This window comes from Desulfosporosinus acidiphilus SJ4 (assembly GCF_000255115.2).
GTDB classification, from domain to species: domain Bacteria; phylum Bacillota; class Desulfitobacteriia; order Desulfitobacteriales; family Desulfitobacteriaceae; genus Desulfosporosinus; species Desulfosporosinus acidiphilus.
Map to the genome: position 1 here is coordinate 743,477 of NC_018068.1, position 20,969 is coordinate 764,445.

20 protein-coding genes and 1 riboswitch are annotated in these 20,969 nt (G+C 43.1%); of the genes, 13 read left to right on the plus strand and 7 right to left on the minus strand.

What is annotated here, in order from left to right:
* The first annotated feature begins 207 nt into the window (after positions 1-207).
* Complete coding sequence (locus DESACI_RS03495; RefSeq protein WP_014825788.1) at positions 208-2,727, plus strand: sensor domain-containing protein; 2,520 nt, start codon at positions 208-210, stop codon at positions 2,725-2,727.
* A gap of 149 nt (positions 2,728-2,876) precedes the next feature.
* Here DESACI_RS03495 and DESACI_RS03500 read toward each other — a convergent pair whose 3' ends face one another.
* Complete coding sequence (locus tag DESACI_RS03500) at positions 2,877-3,398, minus strand: ferritin (RefSeq protein ID WP_014825789.1); 522 nt, start codon at positions 3,396-3,398, stop codon at positions 2,877-2,879.
* Between the two features lie 181 nt (positions 3,399-3,579).
* Here DESACI_RS03500 and DESACI_RS03505 point away from each other — a divergent pair, with 181 nt between their 5' ends.
* Positions 3,580-4,008 carry a universal stress protein gene (locus tag DESACI_RS03505; protein ID WP_014825790.1) on the plus strand — a complete coding sequence of 143 codons (429 nt, stop codon included), beginning with the start codon at positions 3,580-3,582 and terminating at the stop codon, positions 4,006-4,008.
* A 142-nt stretch (positions 4,009-4,150) separates the two neighbouring features.
* On the opposite strand, the gene DESACI_RS03510 is transcribed toward DESACI_RS03505, so the two are convergent.
* Entirely contained in the window at positions 4,151-4,672 is a 522-nt protein-coding gene (locus tag DESACI_RS03510) for a hypothetical protein (protein WP_014825791.1), read from the minus strand.
* 332 nt (positions 4,673-5,004) lie between these two features.
* Complete coding sequence (locus DESACI_RS03515) at positions 5,005-5,385, minus strand: RidA family protein (RefSeq protein ID WP_041275954.1); 381 nt, start codon at positions 5,383-5,385, stop codon at positions 5,005-5,007.
* Between the two features lie 168 nt (positions 5,386-5,553).
* Between DESACI_RS03515 and amrA the strand changes: the two genes are divergently transcribed.
* Both amrA and amrS read left to right on the plus strand, forming a co-directional pair.
* Positions 5,554-6,816, plus strand: coding sequence for an AmmeMemoRadiSam system protein A (gene amrA / locus DESACI_RS03520; RefSeq protein ID WP_014825793.1), 1,263 nt, complete (start codon positions 5,554-5,556; stop codon positions 6,814-6,816).
* Positions 6,809-7,765, plus strand: a complete 957-nt coding sequence (amrS, locus tag DESACI_RS03525) for an AmmeMemoRadiSam system radical SAM enzyme (protein ID WP_014825794.1) — start codon at positions 6,809-6,811, stop codon at positions 7,763-7,765. Before amrA ends, amrS begins: the two co-directional genes overlap by 8 nt.
* 9 nt (positions 7,766-7,774) lie before the next feature.
* Here the strand turns inward: amrS and DESACI_RS03530 are convergent, their stop codons facing one another.
* A complete protein-coding gene (locus DESACI_RS03530; RefSeq protein WP_282434167.1) occupies positions 7,775-9,106 on the minus strand; it encodes an ArsB/NhaD family transporter in 1,332 nt (443 codons plus the stop codon).
* Positions 9,107-9,152: 46 nt separating this feature from the next.
* A riboswitch (cyclic di-GMP riboswitch) is annotated at positions 9,153-9,261 on the minus strand.
* Positions 9,262-9,428: 167 nt separating this feature from the next.
* Here DESACI_RS03530 and DESACI_RS03535 point away from each other — a divergent pair.
* From DESACI_RS03535 to DESACI_RS24100, 5 genes are all read left to right on the plus strand, one after another.
* On the plus strand, positions 9,429-10,229 hold the full coding sequence (locus DESACI_RS03535) for a manganese catalase family protein (RefSeq protein WP_014825796.1): 801 nt from the start codon (positions 9,429-9,431) through the stop codon (positions 10,227-10,229).
* A 190-nt stretch (positions 10,230-10,419) separates the two neighbouring features.
* Positions 10,420-10,851 (plus strand): MarR family winged helix-turn-helix transcriptional regulator, encoded by a 432-nt coding sequence (locus tag DESACI_RS03540; protein WP_014825797.1) that lies wholly within the window; start codon positions 10,420-10,422, stop codon positions 10,849-10,851.
* 49 nt (positions 10,852-10,900) lie between these two features.
* Positions 10,901-12,628 carry an ABC transporter ATP-binding protein gene (locus DESACI_RS03545; protein WP_014825798.1) on the plus strand — a complete coding sequence of 576 codons (1,728 nt, stop codon included), beginning with the start codon at positions 10,901-10,903 and terminating at the stop codon, positions 12,626-12,628.
* A complete protein-coding gene (locus DESACI_RS03550; RefSeq protein ID WP_014825799.1) occupies positions 12,625-14,508 on the plus strand; it encodes an ABC transporter ATP-binding protein in 1,884 nt (627 codons plus the stop codon). The genes DESACI_RS03545 and DESACI_RS03550 overlap by 4 nt, the downstream gene beginning before the upstream one ends.
* A gap of 32 nt (positions 14,509-14,540) precedes the next feature.
* Positions 14,541-14,768 (plus strand): hypothetical protein, encoded by a 228-nt coding sequence (locus tag DESACI_RS24100; RefSeq protein WP_148271262.1) that lies wholly within the window; start codon positions 14,541-14,543, stop codon positions 14,766-14,768.
* A 25-nt stretch (positions 14,769-14,793) separates the two neighbouring features.
* Here the strand turns inward: DESACI_RS24100 and tsaA are convergent, their stop codons facing one another.
* Positions 14,794-15,450: a tRNA (N6-threonylcarbamoyladenosine(37)-N6)-methyltransferase TrmO gene (gene tsaA / locus DESACI_RS03555; RefSeq protein WP_014825800.1), complete on the minus strand. Its 657-nt coding sequence runs from the start codon at positions 15,448-15,450 to the stop codon at positions 14,794-14,796.
* 411 nt (positions 15,451-15,861) lie between these two features.
* Between tsaA and DESACI_RS03560 the strand changes: the two genes are divergently transcribed.
* From DESACI_RS03560 to mnmL, 3 genes are all read left to right on the plus strand, one after another.
* Positions 15,862-16,077, plus strand: coding sequence for a tautomerase family protein (locus tag DESACI_RS03560; RefSeq protein WP_014825801.1), 216 nt, complete (start codon positions 15,862-15,864; stop codon positions 16,075-16,077).
* Between the two features lie 418 nt (positions 16,078-16,495).
* Positions 16,496-17,680, plus strand: coding sequence for a DVU0298 family protein (locus tag DESACI_RS03565; RefSeq protein ID WP_014825802.1), 1,185 nt, complete (start codon positions 16,496-16,498; stop codon positions 17,678-17,680).
* Between the two features lie 52 nt (positions 17,681-17,732).
* Positions 17,733-18,704 carry a tRNA modification radical SAM protein MnmL/YtqA gene (mnmL, locus tag DESACI_RS03570; protein WP_014825803.1) on the plus strand — a complete coding sequence of 324 codons (972 nt, stop codon included), beginning with the start codon at positions 17,733-17,735 and terminating at the stop codon, positions 18,702-18,704.
* A gap of 7 nt (positions 18,705-18,711) precedes the next feature.
* Here the strand turns inward: mnmL and DESACI_RS03575 are convergent, their stop codons facing one another.
* On the minus strand, positions 18,712-18,894 hold the full coding sequence (locus DESACI_RS03575; RefSeq protein WP_014825804.1) for a hypothetical protein: 183 nt from the start codon (positions 18,892-18,894) through the stop codon (positions 18,712-18,714).
* A gap of 57 nt (positions 18,895-18,951) precedes the next feature.
* Positions 18,952-20,202 carry a glutamate 2,3-aminomutase gene (eam, locus tag DESACI_RS03580; RefSeq protein WP_014825805.1) on the minus strand — a complete coding sequence of 417 codons (1,251 nt, stop codon included), beginning with the start codon at positions 20,200-20,202 and terminating at the stop codon, positions 18,952-18,954.
* Positions 20,203-20,357: 155 nt separating this feature from the next.
* On the opposite strand from eam, the gene DESACI_RS03585 reads away from it, so the two are divergent.
* Positions 20,358-20,960, plus strand: a complete 603-nt coding sequence (locus tag DESACI_RS03585) for a GntR family transcriptional regulator (RefSeq protein ID WP_014825806.1) — start codon at positions 20,358-20,360, stop codon at positions 20,958-20,960.
* The last annotated feature ends 9 nt before the right edge of the window (positions 20,961-20,969 follow it).

Below are 20,969 nucleotides of genomic sequence, written 5' to 3' on the forward strand. Positions count from 1 at the left end.
AGGGTCCTTCTAGAATTAGAGGATCGTTTGATCCCTTTTCAACAGTTCGAGCCTTCAAAATAATGATCTGGTGAAATATCAGTGTGAAAGAAAAATGATTAATTTAACGTTGATTTTTATTTTCGCAAAGATCTTAATTAACAAGGTTTTAAGTCTGTTTATGTCGAATAATGTAAGCTGAAAATCCTTTCCGTTGGGAGGAGAAGTATGGATGTGTTTTTAACGAACGAGTTTCAGTTTCAGTCACTGACCTATGCTTTAGCAGAGGGCTTGCTGCTGTTTGATCAGGAAGGGATTCTTCGTTATTTGAATATGGAAGCTGAGCGTCTTTTGGGTTGGAATGCGGCTAAAGACATAGGGGTGCGATCTTTCAAGGATTTGTTTGACCCTGCTCAGATTTCTCAAGAAGAATGCTGTTTTTTTCAGAGTTCGCTAATTTCTTCAGAACCTGTCAAAGCTAAAGAAAAAGAAATCCTTCGCTCAGATGGGACCAATATTTCCGCTTTAGTTATTACTTCTCCAATTTTAAAAGATGATCTGATGTTAGGCTGCGCTGTCGTTGTGAAACAAGACATCAGTGAACGCCTAACAATTCAAAATGAGCTGCTGCGGCAGGAAGAACTATATCGTGATATGTTTGAAAACATGAGCAGTGCGGTGGTGATTTTTGAACCTATTAACAATGGAGAAAATTTTATCTGCACGGCTCTTAATCAGACGGCGGAGCGAGTTGAAAATATTCCCAGGCAGCAAGGGATTGGGGCATTGATCACTGAACTATTTCCAATGATCAAAGAATTAGGTGTCTGGGACCTTGTGCTTGAAGTATATCGCACTGGAGAGAAGAGACATTTCCCGGCCGTTTATTATAATAATCCGCGCTGTTCAGGATGGAGCGAAGGGGTCATCTATAAACTCGCCACTGGGAACATTGTCTTCTTGTATGATGATGTAACTCACCGTAAACTTAACGAAAAAGCTCTTTGGCAAGAAAAAGAACGTGCTGAAGTGACCCTGGCCTCGATCGGAGATGGTGTAATTACCACGGATGTTCTTGGGAATATAACCTACCTTAACCCTGTTGCTGAAACGATAACGGGCTGGAACGGTCAGGAGGCTGTCGGTCTGAGGATTGAGCAGGTATTTGATATTTGCAGTGAAAGTGCGGAGACAGCATTAGTTCAGCCGGTTCGTCAATGCCTGCGGGAACATAAAGTCATCACTGTGACAAATCCGGCCATGATTAGGCAGCGACATAGCCAACAGTACTTTCATATTGAAGTTTCTGTAGCTCCTATGCGCGACCGGGAAGAAACGGTGGTTGGGGCAGTTTTAGTTTTTCGCGATGTGACCGAAAAACGAACGTTGCTTTATCGCTTAACCCATCAGGCTAATCATGACTCATTAACAGATTTGCCCAATCGCTTATTGTTTAAAGACCGCTTACAATTGGCTATTTTGCAGGCCTGCCGTCGTCAAGAAAAGATTGCCGTCTTTTTCGTTAACATGGACGATTTTAAACTTATCAATGACACCTATGGACATGAGGTAGGTGATACTATACTTTGCCAGATAGCCGAACGACTGCAAAAAGCTTTGAGGCCTGATGATACGGTCGCCAGACAAGGGGGTGATGAATTTCTTATTTTATTGCCGGAACTGTCTTCTGAGCAGCAAGCTGCTCAAATCGCGCGAAAACTGCTAAAGGCCCTGAATTCCCCCTTTCAGATTGGTGATCAAGAAACTTATATATCGGCCAGTTTGGGTATTGCCCTCTATCCTGTGGATGGCGAAGAACCGGAGGTTCTGATTCAACATGCTGATGTGGCTATGTATCAGGTTAAAGCTGAAGGACGCAACCATTATCACTTCTATACGGAAGCGCTTAATGAGCGTCTGTCGGAACGGTTGAAACTGCAAAATGAAATGCGTCGTGCTTTGAAAAATAATGAATTCTTTCTTGAATATCAACCTCAATATTGTCTGAAGAATGGACGGATTTGTGGCATAGAAGCGTTAGTACGCTGGCGGCACCAGGAAAGAGGAATTCTTTATCCGGGGAAATTTATTCCCTTGGCTGAAGAAAATGGCCTTATCTTGCCCTTAGGAGAATGGGTTCTACGCTCAGCCTGTACTCAGAATAAACTTTGGCAGGATTTGGGTTACCCCCCCGTGAGCATTGCAGTAAATCTATCGCCACGTCAATTTCGTCAGAAGGATCTCATTGGAAAAATTACCCGGATCTTAGATGATACAGGGCTGGAACCGCATTGGCTGGAATTGGAGATTACCGAGAGTTTGAGTATGGAAGACGTAGAATTAAGTTCGGAGATTCTTCGAAAAATGAAATCTATGGGAATCCGTCTTTCCATTGACGATTTTGGGACTGGATTTTCATCACTGAGTTATCTTAGCCGGTTTTCTCTGGATACATTAAAAATTGACCGCTCTTTTATTTCCTCTTTGAGTGAATATGCAGACAAACAAGCTATTGTTCTAACGATCATCCAGTTAGCTAAGAATTTAGGCCTCAAGGTTATCGCTGAAGGAGTAGAAAGTCCTGACCAGTTAGATTTCCTTAGCAAAAAGGACTGTGATGTGGTACAAGGTTTTCTGCTTGCCAAACCTATTCCTGTGGGAGATATTAGACCATATTTTGCCTTTGAATTGAAGGACTTAATATTGAAGGATTTCATGAAGCCCGCAGCCATCAAAACCGCTAAATAATATTAGAGGCAGTAACAACATATGGTTACTGCCTCTAATTTATCCAATCGTGAGACTTCCACTTTTATTGGGATTAGGCCCTGTTTTCTGCTTCGATGGGGGTCGAGTCCACCCTTCAGTACGATAGTATTTGTTATTGGCTGTTAAGGTTAAAGTGTTATTCCCGGGATAACAGCCGGTGTATATAGTCTTTGCGAAAGTTCATTGTCTATCATAAAGAGCCCGGCTCCGTCTTCCTTGATAAGCTTTAATCTATTGACGATACGCCCCATGTTTTCTTCTTCTTCCGATTGTTCTGTAATAAACCATTGCAAGAAAATTTCCGTAGTATGATCTTTAATCTCTCGTGCAATATCCATTAGGGAATAGATGGATTGGGTTATAAATTGTTCATGCTTTAAGGCAAGCTCAAAAACTTCTAAAGGGCTGGAAAAGTCATTTTGAGGTTCTTGAATTTCTGTTAAGGTGACTTTGCCGCCAATTTTGTTCAAATAATTAAAAAAGCCTAAAGCGTGATCACGTTCTTCCTGTACTTGGACCCGAAAGTAATTAGTAAAGCCATCAAGATTATGGGATGAAAAATATGCTTGCATGGCAAGATAGAAATAAGCAGAAAAGAGTTCTTTATTAAGTTGTTCGTTCAGCGCTTGAATCATTTTAGCATTTTGCATGTAGGGCCCCATCCTTTCTATGTTTAAATAACTTCATCCTTAGAGATTTTTTCTACACTCAATTAGGAATTCCTGCCTGTTAATATAATTCTTCTTAAAAAAGAAGGAGTTTAATAAATTACGAAGAATATTTTATATATAGTTTCAAGTACTTTAATTGAGTGATAAAGGAGGTAATCTTATGTTTAATAAAATATTAGTACCCACAGATGCATCCGAATATTCTCGCCGTGCCTTTAAAACTGCTTTGGACATGGCAAGAACGTTTAATTCTGAAATTGAGCTGCTCTTCGTGACGTACGTTCCGGAAGCTTATTGGGGATATGCTATTGCGGCAAGTTTCATAGTTCCTCCCGAACAACTTGAAGAAGGAGGAGAGCTGGCCTTAGATACAACTCTTGAAGGCATGGATATTGAGGGCGTAAAAATCACCAGGAAAAAACTTGAGGGGCATCCCGCAACCGTCATTGCTTCTGAAGCAGAAAATGAGACGTTTGATTTAGTGGTCATGGGAAGTCATGGCTATGGGCCTATCACTGGTTCTGTATTGGGGAGTGTAAGCCAAGGCGTCCTGCAACGAGTTAAGTGTCCCGTTCTTATTGTGAAGTAGCAGTATTCCTTCTTTGGGTGTCTCGAAGTTCTTCAGATAATCCTTTCGAAATCGAGCAATGGTATTATGGTCAAAAGAGGGCTCGTTGTTTGCGAACTGTTCTAGTTCGTTTTGCAACGGCCCTTACAAATTTGCTTATAGTTTAGAAAGGAAATCCTAGGCGCCGAATGAGCGCAAACCCGGCTCTTTTGGCAAGGGGTATAAACAGTTTGTTCACAATAGGACTACCCAGACGTTGGGCAAGCGGCAGCCCTACTTTTCTGACTAAAGGCGGTCCGAACTGTTGCGCGAGAGGTAATCCGATTTTTCGCGCCAGAGGAGGACCAAACTGTTTCATAAAAGAAGGACCGTATTGTTTCAGGAGAATTCCTGCTTGTTGTTGCCAAAGATCGGTTGTTTCTGAGGTGAAAGATGAAGATGAAGATGAAGATTCTTTTTCTTGATGAGAGTTTTTCTTTAAAACAGGAAAAGGTTTGACATTTTCTTGTGGGGCAGGTACTTCTTCCGCTTTAATGTCCAGCGGAATGAAGGTTTTGGAACTATTCCCCTGAACCGGGACGAGCCCTGGTCTTTGCTTAGAAATAAAATCATAGGATCGATCAGGAGAAGAGAACGTTGTCTGCTGAGTTGGGAAAAACCCCCGTTGCCCCGTTAATGGAGACATGGGCAAAACCCCCTTTTGAATTACAGGATGGTTTTTGTTCATAATACACGATATGCATTAGATGGGAATTTGTTAAAATAATGGATAAATTATGTAAGTTATTGCATTATGTTGAATAATAGAAAGGAGCAAGCAGTTATCACAAAATGTGCAGCTGCTTGCTCTTATTTCATACTATCGGAAAGTATAACCTTTGGTTATATACTGCAAGAAGAGCTAATTCGTGCGAAGACAGTGTCTTCGTCTTCTAGCATAAGTGCAACTTAGCTGCCGCTTTCGCCAGAGGCTTAGCGACAGCTAAGTTTTCTTTATATCTTTAATGAAATGTAACGTTAGTCGGCAAGTGCAATTGCTTCAATTTCGATAATTGCATCTTTGGGCAGGCGGGCAACTTGCACAGCGGAACGAGCCGGAGGATCATTTGGGAAATACCCGGCATAAATGGCATTCATAGCGGCAAAATCATTCATGTCTCTGAGAAAAACTACAGTTTTCACGATCTTCTCCATGGAAGCCCCAGAGGACTCTAGGATAGCTTTAACATTATCTAACGATTGTCTGGTTGCCCCTTCAATATCTGTTGCTAATTCTCCGGTTTCTGGATTTATGGGGAGCTGGCCGGAGGTAAAAATCAGATTTCCTGCTTTAATCCCTTGTGCATAGGGGCCAATGGCTGCAGGGGCTTTTTGAGTATTAAGGGTTTGTTTGCTCATCATATCATCTCCTTGGAAAAATAATTCTAGTAAGAACACTAGCTATAAGTATACTTGATTTTTGAAGAATTAACCAAGCAAATTGTATTTTAGTTCTTTGGTTTTGGATTTTGCAATAGGAACAGGGTAAAATAATCTCAATAGAATACTGTAGAAGGGAGTGCTGACATGAGTTTAGTTTACATAGCCTTTGTTCCGCATCCACCTATTGTTATTCCGGAAATCGGCGGTGAGGAAGTCCATAAATGTCAATCAACTCTGGAAGCGTATCGGGAAATAGCAAGGCGGCTGGCTGCTGCGGATATTGAGACGGTAGTTTTAGTCTCGCCTCATGCTCCCCTAACAAATGAAGGAATAACTCTATTTGCGGAGGCAAATGTACAAGGCAGTTTTGCTCAATTTGGGGCAGGGGGATTAAATTCTTCCTGGTCCAATGATCTATCAATCGTCAACGAATTACAACAACATCTTAAAAACATGATCCCAATCAAAGGAAAAATTGACCATGGAGCCTTGGTGCCGCTTTATTTTCTGCAAGAGGCAGGATGGAGAGGTAAGGTTGTACTGATGGGAATGCCTTTGAAACATCCTGATGAGTATGGCAGGCAGATAGGGCGGATCCTTGATCAATATCAGGGAAGAGTCGCTCTTATTGCCAGCGGAGATCTTTCCCATCGCTTAAAGAAAGAGGGACCTTATGGATTCGACCCCGCCGGGCCGGAATTTGACCAGGCAATTTTCAGGGGTTTGCAGCGTGACGTGAGAAAAATCAACGACATACCGGTTCGGCTTATCGAAAATGCAGGAGAGTGTGGTTATCGAAGCTTGCAGTTGGCATTAGCTGCTAAAGAAGGTGCTCCGCAAGTGCTGTCTTATGAGGGACCCTTTGGCGTTGGATATTTAGTGGCTGATTTGTATCATTCCTCTCCCCTGCCCCGTTGGGCCAGGCGTTGTCTTCAGGCCCATTTGAAGCATGAGGAACTTAAACTTGCAGATTTCCCGCAGGAACCTGAATTTTTTCAGCGCGGGGGATGCTTTGTGACTCTGAAGCAGAATGGGCAATTGCGCGGATGTATCGGAACTACAACACCGTGGCAAGAGAATCTAGCTTTAGAAATTAAGCATAATGCGGTTGCAGCAGGGACAGAAGATCCACGTTTTTGGCCGGTGGAGATTGAGGAATTGGAGAGTTTAACGATCACTGTGGATGTTTTAGGTGATCTGGAGAAAATATCCGAACCGGAAGAATTGGACCCTTGGCGCTATGGTGTTGTTGTACGCAGAGGAGGGAAAAGCGGGCTCTTGCTTCCGCATTTGGAAGGTGTTGATACCGTCTCCGAGCAAATAAGCATCGCGAAACAAAAAGCCGGAATTTCGCCCCGGGAAGAGGCAGATCTCTGGCGCTTCGAGGTTGTGAGACATTATGAGTAACCTAAGTCGGGAATCCTCCAGTGCTAGCTGCCTTCTGTGCCCTCAACATTGTCTTCTGCAGCCAGGGCAAGCTGGGCGATGCCATACTCGCGAAAACCGGGGAGGCGAGATCGTCTCTCTCACTTACGGCGAAGCTGCTGCCTGGAATCTTGACCCCATTGAGAAAAAACCGCTCTACCATTTTTATCCTGGGTCTTGGATCTTTTCCGTAGGAGGGTTTGGCTGTAATTTAAGCTGCTCATTTTGTCAAAATCACGAAATATCTCAGCAACGTCAATCAGGGCAAAGAGTGAGTTCTGCTGAGCTTGCTTTACGGGCCAAAAATTCCTTGGGGTTATGTTTTACTTATTCCGAGCCAAGCATGTGGTTTGAAATGATCAGAGATACGGCGCCCCTTATTCGCGCTCAAGGGGGAAAAGTGGTTTTGGTCAGTAATGGGATCATCTCCGGACGCTTCCTTGAAGAATTAATCCCTTGGCTCGATGCAGTTAATATTGATATTAAAGGTTTTTCTGAGGAATTTTACCGTCATTACTGCGGAGGCAAATTAAGCTGGGTCTTAGAAAACGTGGAGCGCTTAGCCGGGCGCGTTCATTTAGAAATTACGACCCTAGTCATTCCTGGGGCCAATGATGATCCTGAGGAGATGGCCGGATTATCCCGCTGGCTTTATGACCTTAATACTCCCCTTGCCTGGCATCTAAGCCGATACCACCCAGCTTACCGGCTCTCACTCCCTGCAACGGAACGAAAAACTTTAGACCAGCTTTTTAAGGTTGCCAAGGAATGGCTTCCTTATGTCTATCTCGGTAATGTCAGCGGTGGAAGCACAACCTTCTGCCCAAAATGCAGCGAACCTGTCATCCTCCGTGAACCAACCCTTGTCAACCGCTTAAAGGATGGTAATTGTCCAAAATGCGGCTTAAAGATTTTTGGCGAATTCAAGTGAGACTTGAGTCTAGTAATAGCGGAGGACCAGGTATCCGGCGGAGATAATAATGCTGAGAAGCATCATAGGAAAACCTACTTTAAAAAATTGGATATAGCGGATTTTGAGGCCGTTCTTTACAGCAATTCCTGCCACGATGAGGTTAGCTGAGGCCCCTACTAAGGTACCGTTTCCGCCGAGACAAGCTCCTAAGGCTAAGGCCCACCATAGAGGTTGAGTTTGAGCTGGGGTAAGATGACTAAGCTCAGCTAATTTTTGGATTAGGGGGATCATGGTGGCCACATAGGGAATATTATCGAGAAATGAAGAAAGCAGTGCGGATATTATTAAAATTGAAAGGGTTGTTAAAAGGGGATTTCCCCCGGTTAAACTCATGCTCCCTTTTGCCAGATAGTCAAGGATTCCGGTTTCCACGAGTCCTCCCACAAGCACAAATAAGCCGGCGAAGAAAAAGAGGGTTGGCCATTCGACAGCCAGGAATATATCCTCCGGCTCTTCATGGGTCCAGAGCATTAACAGCATGGCTCCGCTTAGGGCAATGGTTGCAGTTTCTAAGTGAAGGAGGGAATGGAGGGAAAAAGCTAAAATCACAAGGCCCAAGATGACCAAACATTTTTTGAGCAAGGAAAAGTCTTTTATCTGTTCCCATTCGTTCTGCATCATTAGTTTGTGTTTTAAATCCTCGCCGGTGGTTAGCTTGCGGCGATAAAACAAATATAAAACTGATAAAGTCGCCACAATAATGATAAGGATTATGGGAAGAAGATTTATAATAAAATCCAGGAAGCTGAGGCCTGTTTGCCCGGCGATCATAATGTTGGGCGGGTCCCCGATCAGAGTCGCTGTGCCTCCGATATTACTCATCAGGATTTGGCAAAAGAGAAAAGGAATAGGATCAACTTCCAGTTCGTCAGCAATTGATAAAGTAATTGGGACAATTAACAAAACTGTTGTAACGTTATCTAAAAGAGCGGACAAGATACCCGTGAGAAGGGACAAGGAAATCAAAAGCATCGCAGGATTTCCTTTGACTTTTTTGCTGACCCAAACAGCCAGAAAGGAAAAGATACCTGATCTGCGGGTAAGATCAACGATGAGCATCATCCCGATTAATAACCCTAAAGTATTCCAATCAATATGTTTGACAGCTTTATCTTGTGTGAGCACCCCCAGAATAATCATCAATGAGGCACCGGAAATTGCAATAACTGCACGGGGAAACTTTTCGAGGATGATCAAAAAATAGCTAAGTAGAAATATACTTGCTGCAATCCAAATGAGCATCGACACGCCTCCAAGCTTCTCTAAATCATAATGTTCCCAAGATTCGCTTAGAAATATAAAAGGGGAGAGTAGTCCATAGTACTACTCTCCCCAGAGAAGTTCATCTTGTAGTCTGGCGATCTTAGCTTTCCTGCGCTGGCAAGCATTTGCTTTAAGCCTTAGATCCATGACTTTAGCGTCCCCCGCTTTCGCGAAGTTTACCCCAACCGAAAAAAATATAAGTTATATTATCATATATTACCAAAAGTATAGCAAGGAACTTAAAAGACAGTCAAGAGGGATAATCCCATAAGTTTTAGCAATTTACGGGATAATACGTAAAATTCGAGGAGATAATAGCTTGGAAAAGTTATTGTGTTGAAGCAAGGAGGTTATTTGGGTGTTTAAACATGTCAAAGATATGGAATACACGGTTCATGTCGATCAGCCTGATCCTCGATATGCGGTCCTGTTGTTGGAACAGTTTGGGGGCGGCAATGGCGAACTTAAAGCCGCGATGCAGTATTTCTCTCAAAGTTTAGGTTGTAACGATCCTAAAATAAGGGATTTGCTGCAGGACATTGCAGCTGAAGAATTAAGCCATTTGGAGATGGTAGGAGAAGCCCTGGGGATGCTCATCGGACCTGTTGACAATATTCCCAAAGACTTTGCTGCCAATCATATGGCTTTGCTGGGAGGAGGACCTTTACTGGTAAATTCCGCCGGCGTTCCGTGGACCGCTAACTTTGTCAATTCCACGGGAGACCTTTATACAGATCTTTCATCCAATGCCGGAGCGGAACTTCGGGCTAAACTGATTTATGAACGTCTCCTTCAACAGACCGATGATGCCGGCGTCAAAGACATGATCCGGTTCCTTTTAAGCCGGGAAGAATCCCATAACTTCTCATTTATGCAGGCCTTAGAAACTCTTAAGGGTTCCGGAGTTAACAAGGACTTCAGAGATTCGGATTTCTCGAAAAAATATATGAACATGTCCACCGGACAAGGCGATAGCCGCGGTCCATGGAATCAAGGAAATGGGTTTTCTTATGAAGAAAATCCTAATGAAAAGTATGGCGGACCGGCCCAATACGGAAAAGATCCTCAGCCCAACGGACCACGGGAGGTAAAACCGGGTTATATGGACCACACCCGCAACAATCCTCAATATAACCAGCCGCAGCCCCCTAAACATTAGTTTCCCCGGAACAAAGGACGAACCCCGTCCTTTGTTTTTTTAGCCGCTTCGCCGAGTATCTTTGAAGCAAAGGCCACTCTAAAGAGTAGGGTATTGACAAAACTTAATGAACCGACTAATATTATTTCGTAAACGAAATATTCGATGACGTAATTTACGCGGACGAAATAAAATCGAAGGAAGTAGAATTATGGATAATTCAAATCAAAGTTACGAAATTGCTAAGTTGTTTCATGAGATCATGGTTCTTTTCAGACACAATATAGGGAACATCTTTGAAGAAAAGGGAATGACTGTGACTCAGATGATGGTCATGGGGATCTTAAGTAAGGAAAATACTATTAAGATCACTGATCTAAGCGGGAAGCTTAGCCTATCAAATAGTACGGTTTCAGGTATTGTGGATCGTCTGGAAAACATGGGACTTGTGGTAAGAAACCGAAGTGAGCAAGACAGAAGGGTTGTATATGTCAGTGTTTCGCCGAAATTTTCAGAAATGCACGAGCATTACCATCAATTGATACTCAAAAAAATCGCTTGCACCTTAAGTAAAGCCTCCTCAGACGACCAGGCTAAAATCATTGAGGGGTTGGAACTTTTAAAAACGATGCTTAATAATTAACCCAGTTCAAAGCTGGAATCCAGAGAATGGTATGAGGTAGGAGAAGCTCATGGTAAAATTATATAAATTTTTAAGACAATTCTCACCCTATATTTGCGGTGTTTTCTTGTTCCTTTTTGTACAGGTGCTTTCTGATCTTTACTTGCCGACCTTAATGGCGGACATAGTCGATCATGGGATTGTCAATAATGACATAGGCTATATTTTGCAAATCGGCGGTCATATGCTTTTAATTGCTGCCGGAGGAACTTTATGCGCCATTATTGCCAATTTCCTCTCTGCCAAAACTGCAGTAGGGTTTGGCAGGATCCTGCGTGAAAAGATCTTTGCTAAAGTTCAGAGCTTTTCCCTGCAGGAATTTGATAAGCTTGGTACAGCAACTCTCATTACAAGAACTACTAATGACGTAAATCAAGTACAGCAGGTCTCCGTATTAATATTAAGCATGATGGTCAGTGCACCCCTTACTTGCCTGGGGGGGATTTTTATGGCGATCCATGAAGATCCCGGTTTAACCTGGGTTCTCTTAGTATCAGTACCGGCGCTGTTTACAGTGATCGGGATTGTCCTGTCCAGAGGCATACCTCTTTTTAAGCTTATGCAAATAAAACTTGATAAACTCAATCTTGTTCTACGAGAAAATTTGACGGGTATCCGTGTTATAAGGGCTTTTAATCGAATTGAAAAAGAAAAGAAAAGGTTTGATGAAGCGAATTTGGATCTTATGAACAATGCCGTGAAAGTTAATAAAATAATGGCTGTGCTCATGCCGATGATGATGTTGATTATGAATTTCACAACGATTGGGATCATATGGTTTGGCGGGATTCGTATTAATAACGGCGAGATGCAAGTGGGTTCCCTGATGGCTTTTATTCAATATACGACGCAAATTCTGTTTTCTTTTTTGATGATGACGATGTTATTTGTTACAGTACCTCGTGCCCAAGCCTCCGCTGCCAGGATTAACGAGGTTTTGGAAACGGAGGTTGGGGTTAAGGATGCGCTTCAGACGAAGGTCGTACCTTTAAAAAAAGGGTTTGTTGACTTTGAGAATGTTTCTTTCAGATACCCGGGAGCGGAACAACCTGCCCTCAAGGAAATCAGTTTTAGTGCCGGCCCGGGAGAGATCACGGCAATTATCGGAGGGACAGGTTCCGGGAAATCAACGCTAGTTAATTTAATTGCCCGCTTTTATGATGTTGGGAGCGGTCGTGTTTTAGTTGACGGAGTTGATGTCCGAGAAATCAGTCAAGAACATTTGAGAGCAAAGATTGGGTTTGTTCCCCAAAAGTCTGTGCTTTTTTCAGGGACAATCGCCGACAATATCCGATATGGCAAAGAGGATGCTTCCCTGGAAGAGGTGGAACATGCGGCTCAGATTGCCCAAGCGATGGATTTTGTGGCAGGGATGGAAGAAGGATTTGACCATATCATTGCTCAAGGGGGGACAAATGTTTCGGGGGGACAGAAGCAACGTCTTTCCATTGCCCGTGCTTTAGTAAAAAAACCGGAAATTTATATCTTCGATGATAGTTTTTCGGCCTTGGACTTCAAAACGGATGCTAAGTTAAGAGCGGCCTTGAAACCGGAAATATCAGCGGCTACCGTGTTTATTATTGCCCAAAGAGTGGCCACCGTTATGGATGCAGATAGGATCATTGTGCTTGATGATGGGCAGATCGCCGGGATAGGAACTCATCGAGAATTGTTATCGACCTGTGAGGTTTACCATGAAATTGTTGCTTCACAGCTTTCAGAGGGAGAATTAGCATGAGTAAAGAACGAGATATGACAAGACCTCCGGGGCCCATGGGCGGCAGACCAGGTGGACCGGCCGGAAGCATCGGGAGACCTATAGAGAAAGCCAAAAATTTCAAAGGAACGTTGCATAGGCTTTTGCGCTATCTAAGGCCCCAAAGAATAAAACTCATTGTCGTTTTTGTGTTTGCTGTTCTTAGCACGGTCTTTAGTATTATGGGACCGAAAATTATGGGGCAGGCAACGACAATATTGTATGAAGGAATTATGAGGAAAATAGCCTCAACCGGCGCGGGAATTGACTTCGCCTCGATTTGGCGAATCGTGCTGACTTTAGTAGGTCTCTATCTTTTGAGTTCTTTGTTCAGTTATGCACAACAATACATTATGGCCGGCGTTGCTCAGAAAATCGTGTATAATTTGCGCAAAGAAGTTGACGATAAGCTTTCTCGGCTGCCGCTGAAGTTTTTTGATGCCCGGACCCATGGAGAAATCTTAAGCCGTGTGACTAACGATGTTGACAATATCGCCAATACCTTGCAGCAAAGCCTCACTCAGCTTATTACTTCCATTGTAACCATCATGGGTGTAATCGTCATGATGCTGACGATTAGTCCTCTGCTTACGCTTATCGTTATTTTGACACTTCCGCTTTATATATTAGTCACTACTATGATTGCTAAACACTCTCAAAAGTTTTTCGCCGCCCAACAAAAGTCTTTAGGAGAGCTGAATGGTCATGTAGAAGAAATGTTTACTGGCCATATTATCATCAAAGCCTTTGGACATGAGAGCAAATCCATTGAGACCTTTAAGGAAATCAATGGCAGACTCTATAACGCGGGTTGGAAAGCACAATTTATCTCCGGAATTATCATGCCTTTGATGAGATTTGTCAGTAACCTCGGTTATGTATTAGTCAGCGTTGTTGGGGGGATTTTTGTCACCCATGGGCGAATCAACATCGGAGATATTCAAGCTTTTATTCAATACTCCCGTCAGTTTACGATGCCGATTGTTCAAACTGCCAATATAGCTAATATCATTCAATCAACGGCAGCTTCGGCTGAACGTGTCTTTGAATTATTAGACGAAGCTGAAGAGCTTTCGGATCGTGATGATGCAAAAGTAATACCATTTCCTAAAGGAAATGTGAGTTTTGAAAATGTTAACTTTAGCTATAAGGTGCAAGAACCTTTAATCACGAACATGAATATTGATGTCCGTCAGGGAAATACCATAGCCATAGTTGGGCCCACCGGTGCAGGTAAAACAACGTTAGTAAATTTGCTTATGCGCTTTTATGATGTGGATGAAGGCAAAATCACGGTGGATGGTGTGGATATTCGCGATATTAAACGCGGAGAACTTCGCAATATCTTTGGGATGGTGCTCCAAGACACCTGGCTGTTTAATGGGAGCATCTTTGAGAATATTGCCTATGGGCGAGAAGGGGTAACTGAGGAGGAAGTGATAAGCGCAGCAAAAGCGGCCCATGCTGATCATTTCATTAAAACGTTACCTGATGGCTACAATACCGTTTTAAATGAAGAAGCTTCTAATATTTCTCAAGGACAAAAGCAACTGCTTACCATTGCCCGGGCAATTCTTGCAGATCCTGCAATTTTGATTCTCGATGAGGCCACGAGCAGTGTTGACTCCAGAACAGAGGTTTATATACAAAAGGCTATGACGGAACTAATGAAGGGAAGGACGAGTTTTGTTATTGCCCATAGACTGTCAACCATTCGAGATGCCAACATGATCCTCGTCATGAATAAGGGAAGAATTATTGAAATGGGTAATCACGAAGAGCTGCTGGCTCAGAAGGGATTTTATGCTGACCTGTATAACAGCCAGTTCAGCGGAGCAGATTTGGATCATGAGGTCGTTTAAATCATAAGAAAACGTGAAACTGTCGGCGCTTTTTGTACTATCAGCTACCATGTGACGATCAGGCAGCCGTCAAGGACGGCGGGAAGAGACCGCTGGCCATGACGATAAGCGGACGAGCTTATCGCCACACTGCAACTCATTACGCATACACCTGCAGTGTGGATTGGCCGAGTGTCTCTGGAGCCAAACAAGTGCGATACTCTCCACCGGAGACTATCGGGATGGCGGGAAGAGACCGCCCTGCCCTGCGGCAAGTTTGATAAATTCACAAGCATAGAAGCTTAATTAATCATTATGTTCATCCCGCAGGTGATAATGATGTTTGTTTAAGTGTTGATGTCCAAGGGATGGTTTATGGTTTTGCTCATGACTGTGGGCATGAGTAAAGTCATGACTATGCTCATGCTCATGCTCATGTGTATGATGGTGTTTGTGACCATGTTCATCTTCATCATGTTCGTGAGGGCGGCCAAGGGCATGGGCAATTATATGTTCTTTATCCGGGAGGGTATCAAACCAGCCGTTGTTGGCCTCCTCAAGGCTGTCCCGGAAATGAATATAGGGTTTTATATCGAGCAGGGGAGTCCCATTATAGGCGTCAATTCCCGAAATAATAATCTCGTTGCCCTGAATCTCTTTGACCTTTACAATGCTAAGACCAATGGGATTTGGCCTTTTAGGGGAACGGCTGGCAAAGAGTCCAATTTCAAGTTCCGGTGCCCAAGGAGAGTGGGTCAGTAAATCTGCCGGAGAGTTAACCTGATCAAGATGATAAAGGACATAGATATAATTGAAATTATCCAATGATTTCAGTGCGCTTGCATACTCAGGATTTAATGTAATCCAGAAATCCCCCGGGGCATCGGGGCTGGAATGATGGGGGGCATTAAAGGCAAAATAAGGAGTATGAATGGTTCCAATAGGGCGATAATTAATGTCCATGACAATCTCCTTTCGCTTGGATATTTTCGAGGTTTCTAAGAAATATATAAATTTTAATAAGGTAGAAACTTAAAAAAGACCAAAGAGGACCTGTTTTGTGCAACTAGGCAGACACCCGCCAAGTTTTCTTTAGATCCGACCTTTATGGCCTTTAATAACTATTTTATTTAGGATTTTATTCACTACGATTCCTGATTTATTACGAAATATGTTTTCTCCGCCAAAAAGATGAATTTGACTAATAATTGACTAATAATTGACTAATAAAAGCTATTCGACGAGGGCAGGGTATTTCCTTCTTCTGGATTATAGTTTGAACAAAAATCGAAAAGTTTATAATTGGCTACATGTTTTTAGTCTTAATCGGGAATTTTATTAAAGCATGAAAGATTTTTGCGGAGGTGATTAGCAATGCCAATGATTAATTTTGATGGACCGGTTTTAACTATGGATCAGAAGAGAAGTTTGATACATGGGATGAGCCAAGCGGCTTCTCAGGCGTTAGGAATACCGATGGCAGCGTTTACGGTAACCCTTGATGAGCATGAATACAGCAACATGGGTATCGGCGGAGAAGTCCTCACGGAATCAGGCTATTGGGACAAGTATAAAGAAATTAAAGGCTAAGTTATTGTTTGAAGTTAAAGTTGTAGCTGGAGCGGCTGTGGAAGCCGCTTCTTTTATTTTAGACTCTCTTTTTTACAAGTGGGAGTGATTCCCATACCATGTTTCAGTGGGGCAGAGTCCATCCTTCAGCGCGATAGAATGGTGTTATTAGCTAGGCGCATTCGGTGAAATTGTCCACAGGACATATTCGCCGGAGCACCGAAGTTCAGCTTTAACTGAACGAGTTTACCGTTCAGGGTTCGAGAAAGCCTATAATTTTGACAGTGGATAAATGAAGTAGGCGCTTTTAGGACGCCTGATTTTTCCTGATTTGGATTAGTTTTATTCTTAATTCACTTATGATAAGATGAATTTCAAGTAAAAGTACAAAAATGCGATGAGATGGGGATAAGAATATAGATGTGAGAGAAGGTGTCCAATGACTACCAAGAGAGATTTAGAACATGCCTTGGAAAGCCGGGACTGGGAGCAGCTTATTAGTTTAGCTAAGGAGAATAGAAATGTCCTGCGAAAGCTTATGGCGAGGATTTATGTTAAAGATGGGCTTATGTTTTGGCGAGCGGTTGAGGGTATAGGTGTTGTAGCTCATGCTCTTGAGCAGGAAGATCGAAACTTTGCAGTGGAAATCCTTCGACGGTATTTTTGGATGCTCAATGAGGAATCAGGTGGGACGGCTTGGAATTCTTCAGAAGCCATCGGCAGTATTATAGCCCACTGCCCGGTAACCTGCGGAAAATTTAATTGGATGTTGTCAGGACTTCTTGAGGATGAAAGCTTAAGAGACGGAGTTCTGTGGGGTATCGGGCAAATGGCTCTGAATGCCCCCCACTTGGTAGAACCTCTCGATGAACGAATCAAACCCTTTTTACTGTCCGAAGAGCCTTTGACACGGGGATTAACTGCTTTTATTTATAGAGTAATGATGCCTTTTCAAGAACTTATGCCTCTTTACCGCGAATCAGGACCCAAATGGAAAGTCCCGGAAGATATAGATACTCGTTTGGAAAATGACAAAAATTTGCTGGAGTTTTATCAAGACGGCGAGCTGAAAAAGTTTTCTGTTTCAGATCTCTGGAAGGCTCATACTATTTCATTTTGGACCAAAAAAGTTACGATTAAAGATCTTGAGACGGAATTGACCATCGCCTCGTCAGAGGAGGGGGTTTGTTGGCTGAGTCTTGGTTCTTCTGAGACGGAGGAACAAGAGCTTCGCACTTGGGTTTCGCGTTGGTTTCCCAAATCCTTTCTGACACGCAGGCGTGAGCCGAACAGCAGGGCAATTCAAGAGCTGAAGGAGTACTTTGAGGGGAATCGCCGGGATTTTACAATTCCAATTCATTCACAAGGAACACCTTTTCAGCAGAAGGTTTGGGAAGAACTTCGCCGTATTCCTTACGGAGAAACAAGAAGTTATGGTGAGCTTGCGGTAAACCTGGGAAATCCCAAGGGGCAAAGAGCTGTTGGGATGGCCAATCATTGTAATCCCATCGGTATCATTGTCCCTTGCCATCGGGTTATCGGTAAAAATGGAAGTTTAACGGGGTATGCGGGAGGTTTAGATATTAAGCAAAGACTTTTAGAACTTGAAGGTTCCCGCCCCTGAATAATTCAAATTGAAAAGACTCGAACTTATTAAGATTGAAGCTGGGATTGTTATGCAGAAGAAACGGTACTTTACCTTTAATGAACATTTGCGTCAAAGATTTGGCGAAAAAATTTTTAAAATATCTTTAGACGCCGGATTCACTTGCCCTAATCGAGATGGAACTTTAGGACGGCAAGGATGCATCTATTGCAGTGAACGGGGGTCCGGCGATTTCGCGGGCAGGCAGGAGTTATCAATCCATCACCAGTTCTGCGAAGTAAAGGAACGAATGAAGAAAAAATGGCCCAAGGCTAAGTATTTGGCTTATTTTCAGGCCTTTACCAATACTTATGCCCCGGTTGAACGTTTGCGAGAAGTTTACGAAGCCTCGCTTTTAGAAGAGGGAGTGGTTGGATTATCCATTTCCACAAGACCGGATTGCCTTCCTGAGGAGGTATTAGATTACTTAGAAGAGCTGAATCGGAGGACCTATTTGTGGGTTGAATTAGGGCTGCAAAGTATTCATGATCGTTCCTTGGAAAGGATTGCACGTGGACATGATTATGCCCAATTCCTGCGTGGGCTTGACCAATTGCAAGCAAGAGGGATTCGAGTTTGTGCCCATATTATTCTGGGCCTGCCCGGTGAGTCGCGGGAGGAAATGATTGAAACCGCCTTGGCGGCAGCTCATTTGCCTCTACAAGGGCTAAAGATTCATTTGCTGCATGTGTTAAAGGGAACGCCTCTAGCAAGTTTTTATCGAAATCATCCCTTTGAACTGATGACGAAAGAAGATTATGTTTCTCTTGTGGTTGATATGTTAGAAATCTTGCCTCCTGAGATGATAATTCATCGCCTAACTGGAGACGGGCCTCCTGATGATTTAATTGGGCCACTCTGGAGTCGAAAAAAATGGGAGGTACTCAATGCCATCGATGCAGAGTTAATTCGGCGCGATACTTGGCAGGGGAAAAGGTTTCAAAAACAAAAGGTAATCCCGAGGGATTACCTAGCAGCAGAGGAAAGAAGAGATACAGTCTAAGGACAACTCAAGGCCTATGAGCTGTTCTCAGAAATTTTACAGGCAGTATTTGACTCAGTGAGGTTTCTTTTGCTTTATTGTCTTTTAAAGGCGGTTTATAGCTGGGAGCTAAGTCCAAGTAACGCTGCACATCTGAATTCGTTTTAAGGATCCGCTGAAGAATTTCTTCATTGTTAAGGCGTTCATTCATGGTACAGATGCTCCTCTCATAATTTTCTAACGTTATTTACATAAGTTTTGGGCGTTTCTAGGGGGTTTCATATTGGACAAGTTTGTCTTCCCAAGTTTTCAAAAGGGCTTGGTTCTCCTTGAGAGAGACAAGATATTGAGGCAGGATAGGGGTTTTGCCTCCTCCGTTCGGGGCATTGATGATATAGGTTGGCACGGCAAGGCCTGAAGTATACCCTCGTAAATGCTTCATGACCTCAAGGCCCTCTTTTATACTAGGCACAAAATGACGCGTTCCTTTGACATTCTTAGCATGAAAAATATAGTAAGGTCGAATTCGGATTTTCAAGAGTTCTTGATTCAGTTTTTTCATGATTTCCGGCTGATGATTGATACCTTTGAGCAAAACAGCCTGATTTCCCAAGACCACACCGGAGGCAATCAGTTTATCAGCAGCCTTCTTAGCATCTTCGGTGATTTCCTGAGGATGATTAAACTGCGTGTTGATATAGATGGGAGGATACTTTGCTAAGATAGAACATAAATGGTCGTTGATACGCATGGGTAAGGTCACAGGGACTCGAGTACCCAGGCGTTTGATCTCCACATGAGGGATAGAATGAAGTTCGCTAAGAAGCCAGTCCAGAGTATGATCATTTAAAAGTAAGGCGTCCCCTCCGGTCACTAAGACATCTCGGATTTCCGGGTTGGCTCGAATATAATCAAGAGCGGTTTTTAAGTCCGTCATCTTAGCGTGTAAGTCTGTTTCACCTATATTTCGACGCCGTTGGCAATGGCGGCAATACATGGCACACATGTTAGTGACATTAATAATTAAACGGTCCGGATATCTCCGGGTAATACAAGGTGCAGGATTGGTAAGAGCTTCGCCCATAGGATCTTCCTCTCCGAAATCGTCGCTGAGTTCCGCAAGGGAAGGTAATCCCTGGAGACGAATAGGATCGGAAGGTTCAGTAATATCCATAAGACTAAGATAGTAAGGAGATATAGCCCAACGGAAGCTCCTTCCTATATGTTCAACTTCTGCACATTGTTCAGCAGATAATTGAGGGAATAAGGCTTTTAAATCGTTTGCACTTTGAACACGATGCTTTAGCTGCCAGTGCCAATCCTCCCAATCCTGAAGCGTGGCATTAAAATAGTTTAAGATGTGTTCACGACGTTTTTGGATCAGCGCAGCATTCAAAAAACCTGTGGGGATCGTGAGGCACTTTTCGAGATAAGGCACGATCTTTTGTTTGAGTTCAGATGCTCGCCGCAATGAAAACTGTCGGTTAGTATCCAATTCTCCATAGAGTTGTACTGCCATCAAGATTCCCTCCCTGTAGTTTATTTGGCAGAAATTAAAGCGTGCCTAACTAACAACTCAATAGTATCATTTAAGTTGTTAGTAGTCAAGAGCATGATGCCTACTGAAGTTGGCTATGTTATAATAGATTATATAGATTAAGGGGTTGAAAGAATTTGGAACAAGCTCGTTATCAGGAGATAGCAATGGACATAGCTCACGCTATTATGATGGGAGAATATCACGAAGGAGAAAAAATTCATGGCCGCTCTACGCTGGCAGGTCGTTATAACGTTTCTCCGGAAACTGTCCGCAGAGCCATTGCTATTTTGCAAAATGTCGGTGTTGTCATTGTCAATCAAGGGGTAGGTATCACGGTAACGTCCAAAGCGATGGCGGAAAAATTTGTTAAATCCTTCAATCAAAAAGGAGAAATTCAAATCTTTCTCGAAGATCTTAAGAAATTGATGGATCAGAGGCGGGAAAATGATTTAAAAATAGAAAGTCACCTTAATAAACTGCAAGGTTATGTAGACCGGATTATGTCTCGTTGGTTGGATGTAGGTGAAATCGAAGTTGGTAAGAATTCTCCGGCTGTAGGAAAAACCTTGCGTGAGTTAAGGATACGCGAACGCACGGGGACTACAGTTATTGCGGTGGTGCGGGATGGATCGGAGCAATTTTCTCCTGAGGCCAGTTTTGTCTTGCGCGGTGAGGATGTCTTATTGGCGGCTGGATCAGCCGAAGGGCAAATGAGATTACAACAGCTAATTTTGTGATATGGAGTA

What these genes read in the sequence shown, in the direction of transcription:
- mnmL (WP_014825803.1), top strand. Translation starts at nt 17,733, where the DNA reads ATGCAGAAGAAACGGTACTTTACCTTTAATGAACATTTGCGTCAAAGA.
- DESACI_RS03505 (WP_014825790.1), top strand. Translation starts at nt 3,580, where the DNA reads ATGTTTAATAAAATATTAGTACCCACAGATGCATCCGAATATTCTCGC.
- DESACI_RS03575 (WP_014825804.1), bottom strand. Translation starts at nt 18,894, where the DNA reads ATGAATGAACGCCTTAACAATGAAGAAATTCTTCAGCGGATCCTTAAA.
- DESACI_RS03550 (WP_014825799.1), top strand. Translation starts at nt 12,625, where the DNA reads ATGAGTAAAGAACGAGATATGACAAGACCTCCGGGGCCCATGGGCGGC.
- tsaA (WP_014825800.1), bottom strand. Translation starts at nt 15,450, where the DNA reads ATGGACATTAATTATCGCCCTATTGGAACCATTCATACTCCTTATTTT.
- DESACI_RS03500 (WP_014825789.1), bottom strand. Translation starts at nt 3,398, where the DNA reads ATGCAAAATGCTAAAATGATTCAAGCGCTGAACGAACAACTTAATAAA.
- DESACI_RS03565 (WP_014825802.1), top strand. Translation starts at nt 16,496, where the DNA reads ATGACTACCAAGAGAGATTTAGAACATGCCTTGGAAAGCCGGGACTGG.
- DESACI_RS03560 (WP_014825801.1), top strand. Translation starts at nt 15,862, where the DNA reads ATGCCAATGATTAATTTTGATGGACCGGTTTTAACTATGGATCAGAAG.
- DESACI_RS03545 (WP_014825798.1), top strand. Translation starts at nt 10,901, where the DNA reads ATGGTAAAATTATATAAATTTTTAAGACAATTCTCACCCTATATTTGC.
- DESACI_RS03510 (WP_014825791.1), bottom strand. Translation starts at nt 4,672, where the DNA reads ATGTCTCCATTAACGGGGCAACGGGGGTTTTTCCCAACTCAGCAGACA.
- DESACI_RS03515 (WP_041275954.1), bottom strand. Translation starts at nt 5,385, where the DNA reads ATGAGCAAACAAACCCTTAATACTCAAAAAGCCCCTGCAGCCATTGGC.
- DESACI_RS03540 (WP_014825797.1), top strand. Translation starts at nt 10,420, where the DNA reads ATGGATAATTCAAATCAAAGTTACGAAATTGCTAAGTTGTTTCATGAG.
- DESACI_RS03495 (WP_014825788.1), top strand. Translation starts at nt 208, where the DNA reads ATGGATGTGTTTTTAACGAACGAGTTTCAGTTTCAGTCACTGACCTAT.
- eam (WP_014825805.1), bottom strand. Translation starts at nt 20,202, where the DNA reads ATGGCAGTACAACTCTATGGAGAATTGGATACTAACCGACAGTTTTCA.
- amrS (WP_014825794.1), top strand. Translation starts at nt 6,809, where the DNA reads ATGAGTAACCTAAGTCGGGAATCCTCCAGTGCTAGCTGCCTTCTGTGC.
- amrA (WP_014825793.1), top strand. Translation starts at nt 5,554, where the DNA reads ATGAGTTTAGTTTACATAGCCTTTGTTCCGCATCCACCTATTGTTATT.